The following is a 14755-nucleotide window of genomic DNA, read 5'->3' as shown; positions in this document are numbered from 1 at the left end:
CGTGAGTACGATATGTGGGAGAGCGATATATGGCAACCAAATCAATTGACGCCGAATGGAAGAAGGGCAGCGCGGAGCTGTTGATTCTTTCGTTGCTGGAGAGCATCCCGCGGCATGGTTACGAGATCAGCAAGCTGATTGAGCACCGATCCGAGGGGGGCATCCGGTTCCATGCGGCGTCTTTATATCCGTTGCTATACCGGTTGGAGAAGCGGGGCTGGATCCAGGGGCGTTGGGTAGAGAAGAGCGGGCAGCGGCGGCGGCGGTATTACCAACTGACGGCCAATGGCGTGAAAGTGCTGGCCGCGCAGCGCGAAGGATGGCAGGCGTTTGTGGCGGCGATTGGCCGCATCACGGGGGTCGAAAATGCCTGACTGGCAACAACTGATTCGTGAGCAACTGGCGAGCCTCCAGCTCCAGCCGGAGCGCGAGGAAGAGATTGTCGAGGAGTTTGCGCAGCACGCCGAGGATCGCTACCGGGAACTGCGCAGCGGCGGGCAGGCGGAAGCCGAGGCGGTGCGGATTACGCTGGAAGAGCTCAGCGGCCGGGAGACACTGGCCAGCGAGCTGCGTTCCGTCGAGCGGCGGGAAGCGCGCGACCGGGTGCTGCCGGGCAGCGGCTTGTGGCGCGACGTGCGCTATGGTTTCCGCAGCCTGCGCAACAGCCTGGGGTTCAGTTTGGTGGTAATCGGAGTATTGGGCATCGGGATTGGCTCGAATGTTGCCATGTTTACAGTGGTGGATGCAGCCTTCCTGCGGCCGCTGCGACTGCCCGAGCCGGAGCGGCTGGTGCAACTCCAGGAGACTCCACCGAGTGGCGGCAGCATGCCTGTCTCCTATCCGAATTTCATCGACTGGCAGAAGCAGAGCCAGTCGTTCGAGATGATGGCAATTGGCGGCTCTTTCGAGGAGACTCTGCGGCAGGGCGGCGGGTTCGAACGGATTCGCGTCGGCTATGTGTCAGCGGATTTTCACAAGACCTATGGTGTACCACCAGCCTTAGGAAGAGGCTTCGCGGAGAGTGACGACAGGGCGGGCGCCGAGCCGGCTGTGATCCTGTCCTACAGGTTCTGGCAGACGCACTTTGCCGGTGATCCCGGGGTGACCGGGCGTACGCTCCAGATTGATGACCAGGTGTGGACGATCGTGGGGGTCGCCGGGTCGTTTCAATGGCATCGCGGCGCCGATGTGTTTGTGCCCATCACGTTCGGCCACAGCAAATATGGGCTGGACATGCGGGAGAACCACAGTTCCACCGGCGTGATCGCGCGGTTGAAACCCGGGGTGAGTGTGACCCAGGCGCGGACAGAGATGCAGCAGATCGCCGCCCAACTGGCGAAACAGTATCCAGGCGCCAACGGAGGCAACAGCGCCAGCGTGGTTCCGTTGCGGGAGTTCATGAGCGGCGGCATGCGGCAACCGGCGCTGCTGATGTTCGGAGCGGTGGGCCTGTTGCTGTTGATTGCCTGCGCGAATGTGGCGGGGTTGCTGCTGGCGCGCGCCGCTGTGCGTCAGCGGGAGATCGCGATTCGAACCGCGCTGGGCGCCAGCCGCCTGGAACTGGTGAGGCAACTTCTGACGGAGAGCCTGCTGCTGGCTTTGGGCAGTGCGGTGACGGGGCTGGTGGTGGCGCGGCTGAGCTTCGAGTGGCTGATGACCGTGTTTCCAGCGGCGGAGAACCTGGGTGGCATCGGGTTGGATCTGCGTGTGCTCGTGTTCTCAGTGGCGGCGGCGGGCCTGACGGCGGTGCTCTTCGGGCTGGCTCCGGCGATCCAATCGACGCGGCTGAACGTGGCGCAGGCGATTCGGACAGGCGGCCGGGCGTCGCGCGGCAGCGCGGTGCGGGGGCGGACGCGCAAACTGCTGGTGGTGGGCCAGGTGGCCATGGCGGTGGTGCTCTCGATTGGAGCCGGCCTACTGGTGCGCAGCCTGCTGGCGGCGTTCCAGACGGATCCGGGATTCCGCCCTGAGCATGTGGTGGCCGTGCCGATTCAACCGCCTGACCGGAAGACGACGGACCTCTCGGACAATGCCCGGCTGCTGCGCGATGTGACAGACCGGCTGGCGGCGACACCGGGTGTGCTGGCTGTGGGCGCGATCGACCAGATGCCCTTCAGGAACGTCGATTCCTATGGTGATTTCTACCGGGATGACCGTCCGGTACCCGCTCCGGCCGCGATGCCGAATGGCATGAAGGCTTCGGTGACGGCCGGGTACTTTGCGGCGATGGGAATTCCCCTGCTGAAAGGGCGGCTGTTTGTCCCGGCGGACGGATTCCTGCCGTCGTTGCCGCGGGATCTCGGCCGGGTTCTGGCGTACTTGCGGACAGTGGAGATGACGGCGGTGATCAACCAGACGATGGCGCGGCGCTTCTGGCCGGGGGAGGACCCGGTGGGCAAGACGTTCCGGTTTGGACCGCCTTCGCTGAAGGGGCCGCGGGTGAGGATCATCGGGGTGGTTGGCGATTCGCGGCAGCACGGGTTGGACCAGCCGATTGAGCCGCAGTACTACTTCTCGTCGAACCTGTTCCCGATTATGAGCGCCACAGTTGTCGTGCGGACCTCGCGCGAGCCGGCCGAGATTGGCTCGCTGATCCGGGCCATCGTGCACGAGAGCCAACCGGAGGCCATGGTCACGCAGGTGGAGACGCTGGAGACCATGATGGATCGAAGCCTGGCGGGGCGGCGGAACAACGTGCTGCTTTTAGGCCTGTTTTCGGGGATTGCGCTGCTGCTGGCGGCCTTCGGGTTGTATGCGACGATGGCGTACACCGTGGCCCAGCGAACGCAGGAGATGGGACTACGGATGGCGCTGGGTGCGGCGGCGGGGGATGTGCGCGGGCTGGTGGTGCGGGAAGGCTTGCTGCTGTCGTGCGCCGGGGTGGCGCTAGGCCTGTTGGCGGCCGCGGCGGGCACTCGTGTGCTGGCCAGCATGTTGTATGGGGTGGCGGCGATGGATGTGATGACCTATGCGGGTTCGGCGCTTCTCATGGTGGTCATCACGTTGGCGGCGAGTTACGTGCCGGCGTGGCGGGCGAGCCGGGTGGATCCGATGACGGCGCTGCGGAGTGAGTGATGTAAGTTTGACGGAGACCTCGATCGGCCAAGCGATTGCCCGATGGGCGCTTTGGCTGCGCGAGGTCTCCGCCTTTCGAGCATGCTGACAGCGGTGATCTCCTCAGAAGTCGCCGCGCGCTTTGCCGCCCGCGGGGATGGAGGTGATGGCCGTCCCGTTGAAGCGGAGTCCCAGCACGCTGACGCTGCCCGTGAAGTTCGTTGGCTTGGTCACCGCGAAGTGTACGGTGCCCCGATTGCCCGCCATCTGCGCGAGACCGGGTAGCGATCGCAGGGCGGTCGCCAGTTTTCCGAAGGGGGGCAGGTCAACCGAAGCGGTGCCGATCACCGTTCCGGTTTCGTCGGTCGCCGTGATGCCGACTGTCGTTGCTACCGGACTGGGATTCACAATGGCGGCAGCTGAGATGAGGCTGTTCCTGTCGTCGTAGACCATGATCTGGAACTGGCCGCCGACCCCTGCCAGTTGCACTACCGCCTCCTGGTCGGCCGCGCCGGGGGTACTTTGCCGGAACACTCCGTACCCGGTTATGCCCACCGGCAGATAGGCCATTACGTAGCCTTGCACCAGTGATCCCACATTGGGAGCCTCAATGACCGCGGAAGCGCCCGGTTGCAGGGTGATCGCCTGGGAGCTGCCTCCAATCGACGGCACGGTCATCGGCTTGCCGTCGTCGCCGGTGAAGCTCACGGGAATCGTCAAAGCCGCGGTACTGGTGTTGGAGAAGTAGATCGCCGAAGTCCAGCCGCCACCAAAGGCGAACTGACCAAGGATTCTCCTGAGCCCTGGCGCGCCAAGCATCAGTTGCAGGTTCTGTTCCGGCGTGAGCGCCGTGCTGAAGACCGCAACCTCGTTTACGTTGCCTTCAAAGGCATCGTCGCCGTCGGGGACGCCTCCGATCGTGAAGGGAGCCGAGCTCTGGATGGGACCGGCGCCGATATCGTCGACGACCGTCGTCATCGCAAGCGGCACGCCGTCGGAATAGAGCCGAACGCCGCTCGCTTTGCCGCTGCCGTCGTAGGTCGCCGCCACCAGGTGCCAGCCTCCGTCGTTGAGTGAGATCGTGCTTTCCACGCTCAGGGTGAGGTTGTCGCCCGAGACAAAGACCAGCGCCAGCCTGCCGCCTGCCTGTGGAGCCCCCAGGCTGCCGTTGTCCACGAGGAGGCCCCAGCCCGTCGCTGTCTGCGGGTCGAACTTGGCCGCCACAATCATGTCTCCAGGCGTTTGCCGGATGGTCCTGATCCAGGCCAGGATCGTCATGGGGTGGAGTGCGTCCAGATTCAGGGCGGAACTGGAGGGCGCTGGTATCGTCACGTAGGACGGGCCGGCACTGTCGAACACCGCGGCGGGAGCGGCTCCGCTCCCTAGCGGCCCCACTGCGCCGGCGAAGGTCAGGTTGCTGCCTGGGGTGCCCGCAGCGCCATGGCCCGAGGCATCGTTGGCGTTGCCGTGCAATGGCCAGTAGCCGATTGGCCTCATCGCCAGCAGGTCAGTTGAAAACTGAGTTTGAGCGACCAATAGCGGCGCCACCGAGAGCGCCAGGACCATCTGCGCAATTCGCATCATGAACCCCTCCTGCCTCGTGGATGACGTTGACCATGGCTCCAGTCCTCATATGAGGCGAATCAGGACCGGTCCCAACGGCTGCGACTCTCTCCTCCTGGGGCAGCCGGCAGCAGGTTTGCCTGCCAGGCCGGCCGCTAAGAGTGCAGCCCCCGGAGGACCGAAGTATACTGGGCAAAGATCAGACTGGTCCCCTGGATTCCTCCTGAAATTATTCTGAAGAAACTCTCGCCCGCGCGGATGTGCTTGATATGGCACGTTTTTTCGAGTTTGGAGACTTTCGCCTCAACCAGCGGGAAAGAACGCTCCTGCGTGGGGGCGTGCCGGTCAAAGTAACCCCCAAAGCCTTCGATGTGCTGTGCGTGCTGCTTGGCAGCGGCAACACGCTGGTGGAGAAGGATACGCTGCTGCGCACGGTATGGGGCGATGTCCACGTCGACGAGGCGGTGCTCGCCCGGGCCATCTCCGACCTTCGCAAGGCGCTGGGCCAGACGGAGCAGCAGGAGTGGATCGAGACCGTACCGAAGTTCGGTTATCGGTTTGCGGCCGAGGTGCACGCGCCGCGGAAGGACCCGCCGGTGGAAGCGAGCCCGCCTCGAAAGTCCCGGCTGTGGTTACAGGCCACCGTCCTGGCGATTGTCCTGGTGGCGATCCTGCTGGCGTGGGGCGCGACACGACCGGGCAACCGTGTGCACCGGCTGGCGGTGATGCCCTTCCAGGTTGTCGGGGGACCGGCGCACGACGGTGCTCTCAGTGTCGGCCTGGCCGATGCCCTGATCACGCGGCTCAGTAACCTGGACGGCCTGGTCGTACGTCCGTTGTCCGCCGTCCGGCGCTTCGAACAGGACCCCACCGACCCGTTGCAGGCGGCGAAGCAGTTGGACGCCGACGTCGTCCTGGAAGGCACCGTCCAATTCAGTGAAGGTTCCGTGCGGGCGGGCATCCGGCTGATCCGCGCCACGGACGGCAGAGCCCTTTGGGCGGAGAGCATCGAATCGCGGGCCAACAGGCTCTTTGCCCTGGAGGATTCCATCGCCGAAGAAGTGGCCGCCAAGCTCGCCCTCCACCTGCAGGCGGCGGCGCCCCCGGGCGGCGCAGCTCGTCGCGAACTGAACCCCGAGGCGCATCTGTTGTACGTGGACGGCCGGTACGAGTGGGGCAAGCGGACCCGCGAGGGCCTGGAAAAAGGCGCCGCCTTCTTCCGCCAGGCCATCGAAGCCGAACCAACTTATGCGCGGGCATTCTCCGGACTGGCCGATTGCTACCTGTTGTTGGGCGCCTATGGCTACTACCCCCAATTGGAGATGCTGCCGAAAGCCAAAGTGACGGCGTTGCGAGCCCTGCAACTGGACCCGAACCTGGCCGAAGCGCATGCCACGCTGGGGCTCATTAACGAAAACCTCGACTGGGACTGGAAAGAAGCGGAGCGGCAATATCGCGAGTCCATCCGGCTGGCCACCAACTACTCCACCGCTCATCACTGGTATGCCGAGTTTCTGTCGATCCTGGGGCGATTTGAAGAATCGGGCAGCGAGTTTGCGCGTGCCCGCGAGATCGATCCCATCTCGCCTATCGTGCAGGTGGACGAGGCGCAGCTGTATTTCTTCGAGAGGAACTACGGCCGCAACCTGGAGTTGTTGGAGAGGGTAGCCCGGCACGAGCCCTCGTTCGCGCTGGCGAGGGAGCGCATTGCATTCACCTACATGATGCTGGGCCGGGAGGAAGACGCATTCCGCACCGCCATGACCCTGCCCGATTGCGCGGCCAACACCGGAGACTGCCGCCGCATCTGGACCGCCTGGCTGCCACGGCGCGATGCGGCCGCTGCCCGGGCAGCACTGGCGCAATTGGAAGCCGACGCCCTCGCGGGCCGAGTGCCGCCGCATGTGGTGATGTTCGGGCACATCCGACAGGCCCACGAGAAAGAGGCGCTGGACTGGCTGGAGCGCATGGCGAGCGCCCACGCAGTGTGGCTGATCACGGCGAAAGTGAATCCGATCTTCGACCCAATTCGCCAACATCCCAGGGCCAAGGCGGTGCTCGCCCAACTGCATTTGATGTAGGTGTCTGGCCAGCGGCCCGGGGAATCTCTGCCCAGGCTGCCGGCCATTGCCATGCCCTGCCCTGCTCGAACGATTACGCCATCGCGGGACTCATTAGCCGGCAGCTCTGCTCGCAGCGCCTGCATAGTTTGGCGCACTTGGCCATGGTTTCGTCGCTGCTGTCCATCTGTTCGCAATCCTCGGCGCACGCCTGGCACAGGGTGGCGCACAGCTCACAATACTGATGGTGGTAGTCGCTCATGCGTAGCAGGAAGCCGGCGCTAGTGGCGCAGGCCTGAGCGCAATCGGCCAGCAGCCGTTGGTGCTGGGGCGCAGCGTGTTCCCCGCCCCGCATCAAGCAGTGCGCGATCGTTTCAATGCAGATCGCATGGCAGTCGAGGCAGTTCTCGGCGCAATCGCGCATGCTCTTGCTCAGGTGGCTATTGTGAGGCATATTGTTTCTCCGATTCTTTGTTCGATGTTTGATCTCCCTCTGAATAGATGGCAAATGCCATCCCTTCCACCGAAGCGGGAAACAATTCACTTACCCACACTGTAGGGAGATTAGCCGCGCATGGCAACCGTGGCGAGGAGGTCCCTGGTGCTCACTATTCAAATGCCTTACGGAATCAGGTGCGGCGCCACGATGTCAAGGAACTCGCGCGATGTGATCACCTTGGTCTTTTTCCAGAACTTCGGGAAGTGCTTCTGATTGCCAGTCACGAGGTAATCGGCGCGAGCCGTATCGGCGCATTCCAGGAACTTGTTGTCGTCCGGGTCTTTCGTGACCAGGAGCTCGCGGGATGGCTTGACGAGGTGGGCCTTGCTCCGCATAAGTTCCAGGAGTTGCTGGCGAAGCCCTTTGCGAATCTTGAGTTCCGGCCGCGCCAGGACCTCGCGGTATTCGTCAAGAATCACCTCGGAAACCTACAGGGCGGCTGGTTTCGTGGTGGCAAGCAGTAGAACGGTCCGCTGGAGCCCGTCTGCCTTGAGTGCCCCCGAGACCAGGATGTTGGTATCGATGACGAGGCGGAGCGGAATCACGCGGGCTTGCGCTTTTTGGCGCGCGTCGACTGGATGACCTGTTCAATCTGCCGCGACGTCAGCTTGTTAGTGCCCTTCTGTTGAGATTCCTGCCCAATGAGCCTGAGCACTTCGGGCTCCGGTGCCGCAAGCCGCACATAGTCGCGGATACTGAGCAGAACGGCCCTCGGCGTTCCGCGCTTCTCGATGACAAGCGAGCGATGCTCGGTTTCCACACGGCGCAACAGCTTGCTGAAGCCGGTGCGGGCGGTCAGGGCCGAAACGACGATGCTCTCATTCTTGTCGGTGGGCTGCATGGTAAGTATGCATTTCAATTATCTGAACTGTTTAGTTTATATGCAATGGCGCTGCCAAACCCGGCCGTCTGGGCCGAATGGCTTTGTTCCCTCACAGTGGGTGGATTGGGCGGTTGACCTCGTTTCGTCGAGTGAGGCAGCCACGGGGGCCGACCGCTGGAGCTGCATGGCTTTGTTCCCTCAAAACGAGTGGATTGGGCGGTTGACCTCGCCTCCACAAACGACGCAGCCATGGCTAGGCGATCTCGGCCGAATGGCTTTGATCCCTCACAGCGGACGGATTGGGCGGTTGGATTCAAGTACTGAAACGGCGCAACCAGGAGCCGCGGTCGCCTGGGCTGCATGGCTTTGTTCCTGCGCTGTGAGTGGATTGTGGCGAGCGGCGGCATTGACGGGACTGGAGTTGGGAGCAGCTTTCGTCCGGGATTGGCCGGAGTTCCGAACCAGTCAGAAGGTTTGAATTTCAAAGAGCGTGTCCGGCCACGTGTAGCACGTGATCCGGGGTTTTGAGGCACCAAGAAGTTCAAGCGAGCCGGCGGCTGCTTACCGGCGTTTACGGAGGGAGAAGAGCGTGTTGAGGGTTTCGCGGCGGGCGCGCTGGAGCCAGGCGAGATCGCGTCCGAGGAGGGGGAGGATTGGGGCATTGTCGAGGAGCGTTTGCGTGGCAAGGATTGTGACGTCGAGGGGCTTGATGCCTCGAACCGAGCCCCGGCGGCTGCGGATCGCGTCGCATTCGGCGTCGATCTGTTCGTTGAGAATCTGCGTTTCGAGGCAGAGGTTGCGTTTGATCCGCCACTCGATGAAACAGAGTTCGCGGACGAGGGCGTATTCGAGAGAATTCGCCGGGTGGAAGTCCTGGCACAGGCTGCTCAGGAGTTCCTGGTATTCGGCCTCGTCCTCCTTCTTAGTAAGGAGAGGGTGCACGGGCTGATGTCCGGACGCGGCTTGGCAGCCGTCCCCGGTTGAGTTGTAAGCGGAACGGGCTTTGCCGTCCACCGCAACAGGGCCGTGCGAGCGCTTGCTTTGGCTGCGCGGCCGATCCGATCTCATGTTCACTGACATATGTCACCTCGGGGCAGATTATAGAGTGCGGTCTGCCAGCGACTGGAGGGAGGGCTGCTTCGTGGAGGCGGGACGAGGTTGACTCTTATGGGGTTACGAAGAACGTGAATTCTAGATTAAGCTGTGACCGGCATTTCGGCGTGGGGCTTTTTGGGGAGAAACGGACGAAAGTGACAGTAGGGGACCCGTTTCATGTTGGTGTAAGCGCGGGACGGTCGCACCCGTCCCACCGCTCATTTGCACCCGCTGATTCCGACTTGTTTGGTGCGTTTTGTGCAATCTGGTGCGGAGCCCCCGGATGGGGTTGGTTCCGGAGCGGATTGGGAAGAAAATGGCCGTGACTCGGGCGGCGGGCCAGGTCAGGCGGAGGAGCATCCCAGTGTACTCTCACCACGAGATCCGCTCGACGTCAACCGGAGGAGAGAATGCCGCATCGGAGGCGCTGCGGTCTCCAGCCGGGAGTATTGAGGAATTTCTTCGGGGGCGCTGTCACAATGTGAGCGGCTGAGTGTCTTTTCATTGAGGACAGCAAGCAAGCGAATGGAGCACCTCACCAGCGTTGTTGCGCGGGCCAAGACGCGCGACCTCGATGCGTGGAGCCTGCTGGTTCACGCCACGCAGGCTATGGCGTATGCCGTCGCACTTCGTGTTTTGCAGGATCCGGATCAGGCTCAGGATGCGGCTCAAGAAGCTTATCTGCGGGCATTCCGTAATCTGGCGGAGTTGGAGGAGCCCGCGGCGTTCATCAGTTGGCTTCGCAGGATTGTCATAACGGTCGCTGAAACCCTTCGCAAGGCCAGTCGCACGACCCTGCTCCGACTCGACGACATCTCCGTCGTGCCGGTGCTGGACGAGGCGGAAACAAGGTGGTCAGAGGCACAAAGGCGCCTGCTGTCTGGCGCACTGCTAACGTTGACGGCTTCGGAACGCCGCCTGTGCGACCGCCGGTATCACGGGCGTTGGAGTACCGCCCGACTGGCAGGCGACGCCGGAATCGACGAGGCGGTGATGAGAAAACGGTTGCAGCGCATACGAGACAAATTGAGGAAGGAAATGGAGATGGCAGAGCAGCGCGACGTTGGCCCGGAGGATCCCGGGGCGGACCTCTCAGCCGAGATTGTTGAACTGTTAGCCCGTCCCAAGCTCACGGACCTCCCCGACAATCCGGTGGGCAGGATACTCGAGTCGATTCGAGGCTTTTACAGCAACTTTGCCGAGGTGGAACTTCCGGAGATCCTCGACCTGACGGAAATAGCTAAAGCCATGGGCTGCGATTTGCCTTACCTGACACTGCCGGACCTTTACCGGATTGACGATCATCGAGCCCTCCGCTCCGACCTCACATTACCGCTGCTGATGAGAGTTCATTTCGAGGGCCAACCGCTGCGGGTGTGGGCTGCCGGCAAGGCATATCGAAACGATCAACCGGATGCCACCCATCTGGAAGCATTCCATCAGGCTGAGATCCTCTGGCTCGAGGAACATGAGAGCAGTGACCAGTGGAGCGTGGCAGGCAGAGTTCTCCAGTCGATAGAGGCCTTGCTTCCTGGAAAGGCAGTGAAGATCGTTCCGCTGAACTACTCCTTGTGCAGTTATGCCAGGGAAATCGAGGTGGAACATGATGGCAAGTGGACCGAGGTTGCCGCCTGGGGTGTCTATACGGATCGCATAGTCCGCTATCTGGGCGGGGATCCAGCGCGCCACACCGCGGTAGGCGTGGCATACGGCCTTGAACGCCTGGCCATGCTCCGCTTTGAGATCGACGACATTCGCACAATCGACGTAATTAGCCTGGCTTAACAGCCGGTGGCAGAAGTCGCGCGGCCCCTAACCAGAGTTACGGGCAACCCCTTCGTGGATACGACATCGAGGTACCCAAGTGAAGCCACAGCTTTGCCGTTTCGCTATCCAGACGGCGACCGCGGCCCTGCTATTAGTGCCGCGTTGTATTGCCGATGGCGCGGTCACAGTCTTCTCGCAGGAGGAAGAGATTGAACGAAGAGTATGGGCCGCACAACAATCGTTACAATCGCTGCGCCTTCATGAGGCGGAACAACACCTTCTCGCGGCGCTGGCACTGCCGGCTTCCACAGAGAACCGCGCGACAATACTGAACAATCTCGGATTTGTCTACCACCAATCAGGCATGCACCTACAGGCGGAGGCGTGCTACCGCCGCGCGATCGAGGCGTGGAAGCAAGTCCGCGGTCCGGACGCCCTGGAAACCGTCCGCACCATCAACAACCTGGCGACTCATTACGCCGAGACCTTGCAGTTCGCCAAGCTGGAGCGACTTGGGCTGGCTTCCCTGGCCTCCAGCCTATCGGGACAGGAAACGGCAAGACGGGATTTGGCCCAGCTCCTCGGCAATTTGGGCGTGTTGGCGCGATCGAAGGGCGAGTATACCGAAGCGGTGAAGTATCTGTCGCAGTCGCTCGAAATCTGGGAATCAGTGGCGCCCCGCGGGCCTGAGTGGCTGGCACCGCTAAACAACCTGGCGTTGATGTTTGAGCAGGCCGGCAGAGAAGACACTGCGTTGAGCTACTACGATCGGGCGCAGCAAGTGGCTGCGGAGACTCTTCCACCCGGCGATTATAGGTGGGCCAGTCTGCTCGGGAACATCGCAACACTGCATTTCCGCGCGCGAAGATTCGGCCTCGCGGCCTCTTTTCATCGGCGCGCGCTGGACATTGCCGAAAGCGCCCTGGGGCCTGAGCATCCGCTGGTCGGACAGATCCTGTGCAACTATGCGGTAGTGCTGCGCGCGCAAAAGAAGGGTGCGCTCGCAGGTCGACTCGAGGCGCGCGCCCTCGCCATACTGGGTGGTCCATCGGTGAACCTGCACGGTCGTCGCACGATTGACGCATCGGACCTCGCCCGCCGGACCCCGCCGAAGCGTTGATCTGACGTTATCCCGGCCCATCGTTGAAGTCCGCCTGCTCTCGGCCAACCATACCCCAATTAGCTTCGTCCGCCAGCGCAGTGGCTTTGCCGCCCATTCATTACTGTCGAGAATAGATGCTTTTGCGGCAATTCGCGAAATGACAAGCCGGGACGTCCCTGCGCCTGAGCAAGGACGTCCTGGCTGCCTGCGTTCTTTGCGTCTGTGACTGCCTGACTCCCTACTTCTTCTGTGCCGCGGTTACGGCCTTCTGGCCCGCTGCCTGGAAGAGCCGTGGCGCGAAGTCCTGCAGGTCGCGACGCCAGGTCTGCCATTCGTGATCCGTGCCTGGCGACTCGTAGTAGACGTGCTGGATCTTGGCCTCCTCTAGCGAGGCGTGCAGTTTCTGGATGCCCTGCCGCATGCGCTCGGGCTCGGTGGTGCCGACTCCGAACCACAAGAGATGCACTCGTTTTGCGAAGGCGGCGGGGTCGGCCATGGCTCCGTTGAACGCGGTCTTTGTGTCGAGTTTGTCGCTGCCCGCCGCGAAGGCGTTGGCCGCTCCGCTGAAGCCGCCGATATAGGAGAACAGGTCGAGGTGGTTAAAGGTCACGTGGAAGGTCTGCATGCCGCCCATGGAAAGGCCGGCCATGGCGCGGTGCTCGCGGGTGGTCAGGGTGCGGAAGTTCGAATCGATGTAGGGGATGAGCGCCTGGGTGACGTCGTCTTCAAACGCCGTCATCATGTCCTGCATCACCTTTCTCATCTCGGGAGAACCGAATCCTTTGCCACGGAGATCGGGCATGGTCTGGCCGGCGCGCCGAGCGTAGCCGTTCGCCATCACCACCAGCATCGGCTTGGCTTTGCGGGCGGCGATCAGGTTATCAAGGATGAAATTGGCTTTGCCCTGGCGGGTCCAGCCGGACTCATCTTCGCCGCCGCCGTGCTGGAGGTAGAGCACCGGGTAGCGTTCCTTGATCTGGGTGTCATAGCCCGGGGGCGTGTAGACCAAGGCGTGCCGCCAGGTGCCGGTGACCTTGGAGTTGTACCAGATCTCGCGCACCTGCCCGTGGGGAACATCCTGGGGCAAGTAGTAGGTGGAGCCCGCCTCGGGTACCTCGACCGCGCTGGCCCATTTGCTGCCGCCATAGTAGGCCGTGCTGCCGGGATCACTGACTTCGGCGCCATCGACGATGATTGTGTAGTAGTGCAGCCCCGGAGCCTGCGGCGGCGTGGTGAACGTCCAGAAGCCATCCGCTTGTTTTTCCATGTCGGCCTTGGGACCGCTCCAGAAGTTGACCCTGACCTTGGCGGCATCCGGCGCTTTGAAGCGGATCTCGACGCGTGAATCGTTATCAACGCGCGGATACTGTGCATCGAGGACATTCGATGTCGCGGGTTTGAAAGTGCCCGAGCCCTGCGCCAGGCAGGAGCCGGCGAAAGCCAGGACCAGACTTGCTAGTGCGGTCAGCCTCATGTTTGCCTCCAGATCGAATTCAGTAGGGTTGGTCGCCGCGGGCGAGGTCGCTCGGGTTTTCCTGGATGACATCGTATTCCACTGGGGGACGGAATGCCAGTGGGGGTGGGTGGGGGCGCTGGCGGCGTTCCGCCCGGGGCGTGGCTCGATGATACAGGATTGATGTACCGATTCAGTTGAGGCATCGTCAATGCCTGATGGATGCACTCCGATATGGCTCCTCAATCCGGGATTGCGTTCGCCTTGGCGACGAGATTCGATGGCCCGCCGGCCGGACCATGCTGCTCGCACCGGGCTTCGACCTCGCTCAGCGGCGTCGCCTGTTGGCACTGCTGGCGTTGCTTGTGTGACGTGGGAATCGGCGAAGGTGCGATCAGAGGCTACGGCGTCAATATCAGAACAGCCCGGTCAGGATCGTTCAGGAACTCCGTCACGCGGATCGCCTGGCCGCGAATGAGCCGCTCCGCAACAGCGGTCGGGTAATCGCAGCCGCGCAACCAGATGACCCTGGGTGGCGGGCCGAATGGGGAGGCAAGTTCGTAGAAGTCCGCATCCGCGCTAACAATGGCGTAATCGCCAGCCTTCGCGTGTTCCCAGATGCGGATGTCGGGAGAATGGAGCCATCTCGCCATGGCCACGCGCGTGGAGTGGGGGAAACAAATCAGCCAAACTGTCGACGAGGCGCCGGGAGAGGTTCCCGTCCAGCGGCAGCTTCAGAGTGCGACTCGCCGCCCGACTCGGGCGGCGTACTCATAAACGGCCCGGAAGTCATCCAGTTCCAATTCGGGATAGTCGTGAATGATCTGGTCCTCGCTCTTACCGGCAGCGAGCCAACCGAGCACATCCCACACGGTGATCCGTAGATTTCGGATGCAGGGCTGGCCGGACCGTTTACCAGGCTCGATGGTGATGCGCTTTTCGTCCACGATCTTCACCTCCGATGTTAACGCCGGTGGAGTTGCGCGTCGCCACCACGCCGGCGCGCGCGTCCAGGATGCACAACCCTTTGCGAAGGGTGCACGGTAGGATTCGGCGTTCCCCTAGCATTCTCCGGGTTAAGCCGATCCTAGTCTCACTTCGTCCGAAGGCCCAGGCGTCCTATGAGCGCGCACGGAGCTCTCGGGAGGAAGCGTAGGGAGCGGGTCCCGGCTGCCACCCAGGTTTCGTATTGAGACAAATCGGGCGATTGCCCTACTCAACGGTTGCTATGGTTTGCCGATTACGGACCCATGCCCCCAATCAGCACTGGAACCCCTCCATTCCCACCGACCCGTGAGGGGATAAACGAACGGATTCTGTATCCCGGGCGGCTCCGTAC

General features: G+C 62.6%; 13 protein-coding genes. 5 read left to right on the top strand and 8 right to left on the bottom strand.

Annotated features, from left to right (window positions below):
• Positions 1 to 29 precede the first annotated feature (29 nt).
• Both ACR9Y2_RS21890 and ACR9Y2_RS21885 read left to right on the top strand, forming a co-directional pair.
• Positions 30 to 374 (top strand): PadR family transcriptional regulator, encoded by a 345-nt coding sequence (locus ACR9Y2_RS21890; protein ID WP_435043789.1) that lies wholly within the window; start codon positions 30 to 32, stop codon positions 372 to 374.
• Entirely contained in the window at positions 367 to 3075 is a 2709-nt protein-coding gene (locus ACR9Y2_RS21885) for an ABC transporter permease (protein ID WP_435043788.1), read from the top strand. The genes ACR9Y2_RS21890 and ACR9Y2_RS21885 overlap by 8 nt, the downstream gene beginning before the upstream one ends.
• A gap of 102 nt (positions 3076 to 3177) precedes the next feature.
• Here the strand turns inward: ACR9Y2_RS21885 and ACR9Y2_RS21880 are convergent, their stop codons facing one another.
• Complete coding sequence (locus ACR9Y2_RS21880; protein ID WP_435043787.1) at positions 3178 to 4638, bottom strand: LamG domain-containing protein; 1461 nt, start codon at positions 4636 to 4638, stop codon at positions 3178 to 3180.
• A gap of 248 nt (positions 4639 to 4886) precedes the next feature.
• Between ACR9Y2_RS21880 and ACR9Y2_RS21875 the strand changes: the two genes are divergently transcribed.
• Positions 4887 to 6698 carry a winged helix-turn-helix domain-containing protein gene (locus ACR9Y2_RS21875; protein ID WP_435043786.1) on the top strand — a complete coding sequence of 604 codons (1812 nt, stop codon included), beginning with the start codon at positions 4887 to 4889 and terminating at the stop codon, positions 6696 to 6698.
• 73 nt (positions 6699 to 6771) lie between these two features.
• On the opposite strand, the gene ACR9Y2_RS21870 is transcribed toward ACR9Y2_RS21875, so the two are convergent.
• The 4 genes from ACR9Y2_RS21870 to ACR9Y2_RS21855 form a co-directional block, all read right to left on the bottom strand.
• Positions 6772 to 7131, bottom strand: a complete 360-nt coding sequence (locus ACR9Y2_RS21870) for a four-helix bundle copper-binding protein (RefSeq protein WP_435043785.1) — start codon at positions 7129 to 7131, stop codon at positions 6772 to 6774.
• A gap of 167 nt (positions 7132 to 7298) precedes the next feature.
• Positions 7299 to 7595 carry a putative toxin-antitoxin system toxin component, PIN family gene (locus tag ACR9Y2_RS21865; protein WP_435043784.1) on the bottom strand — a complete coding sequence of 99 codons (297 nt, stop codon included), beginning with the start codon at positions 7593 to 7595 and terminating at the stop codon, positions 7299 to 7301.
• 122 nt (positions 7596 to 7717) lie between these two features.
• Positions 7718 to 8017 (bottom strand): type II toxin-antitoxin system Phd/YefM family antitoxin, encoded by a 300-nt coding sequence (locus ACR9Y2_RS21860; protein ID WP_435043783.1) that lies wholly within the window; start codon positions 8015 to 8017, stop codon positions 7718 to 7720.
• Positions 8018 to 8560: 543 nt separating this feature from the next.
• Positions 8561 to 8941: a hypothetical protein gene (locus tag ACR9Y2_RS21855; RefSeq protein ID WP_435043782.1), complete on the bottom strand. Its 381-nt coding sequence runs from the start codon at positions 8939 to 8941 to the stop codon at positions 8561 to 8563.
• Positions 8942 to 9619: 678 nt separating this feature from the next.
• Here ACR9Y2_RS21855 and ACR9Y2_RS21850 point away from each other — a divergent pair.
• Together ACR9Y2_RS21850 and ACR9Y2_RS21845 are read left to right on the top strand one after the other, a co-directional pair.
• Positions 9620 to 10879 (top strand): sigma-70 family RNA polymerase sigma factor, encoded by a 1260-nt coding sequence (locus ACR9Y2_RS21850; protein ID WP_435043781.1) that lies wholly within the window; start codon positions 9620 to 9622, stop codon positions 10877 to 10879.
• Between the two features lie 79 nt (positions 10880 to 10958).
• Positions 10959 to 11981 (top strand): tetratricopeptide repeat protein, encoded by a 1023-nt coding sequence (locus ACR9Y2_RS21845; RefSeq protein WP_435043780.1) that lies wholly within the window; start codon positions 10959 to 10961, stop codon positions 11979 to 11981.
• Positions 11982 to 12201: 220 nt separating this feature from the next.
• On the opposite strand, the gene ACR9Y2_RS21840 is transcribed toward ACR9Y2_RS21845, so the two are convergent.
• The 3 genes from ACR9Y2_RS21840 to ACR9Y2_RS21830 all read right to left on the bottom strand — a co-directional run bounded on the left by ACR9Y2_RS21840 (position 12202) and on the right by ACR9Y2_RS21830 (position 14366).
• Positions 12202 to 13437 (bottom strand): alpha/beta hydrolase-fold protein, encoded by a 1236-nt coding sequence (locus ACR9Y2_RS21840; RefSeq protein WP_435043779.1) that lies wholly within the window; start codon positions 13435 to 13437, stop codon positions 12202 to 12204.
• A gap of 380 nt (positions 13438 to 13817) precedes the next feature.
• Complete coding sequence (locus ACR9Y2_RS21835; protein WP_435044890.1) at positions 13818 to 14099, bottom strand: DUF5615 family PIN-like protein; 282 nt, start codon at positions 14097 to 14099, stop codon at positions 13818 to 13820.
• A 51-nt stretch (positions 14100 to 14150) separates the two neighbouring features.
• Positions 14151 to 14366, bottom strand: a complete 216-nt coding sequence (locus ACR9Y2_RS21830) for a DUF433 domain-containing protein (RefSeq protein ID WP_435044889.1) — start codon at positions 14364 to 14366, stop codon at positions 14151 to 14153.
• Between the last annotated feature and the right edge of the window lie 389 nt (positions 14367 to 14755).

The organism is Paludibaculum fermentans (assembly GCF_051172195.1).
GTDB classification, from domain to species: domain Bacteria; phylum Acidobacteriota; class Terriglobia; order Bryobacterales; family Bryobacteraceae; genus Paludibaculum; species Paludibaculum fermentans_A.
The sequence above is the reverse complement of the archived record's forward strand: the minus strand, read 5'-3'. Positions and strand labels throughout refer to the sequence as shown.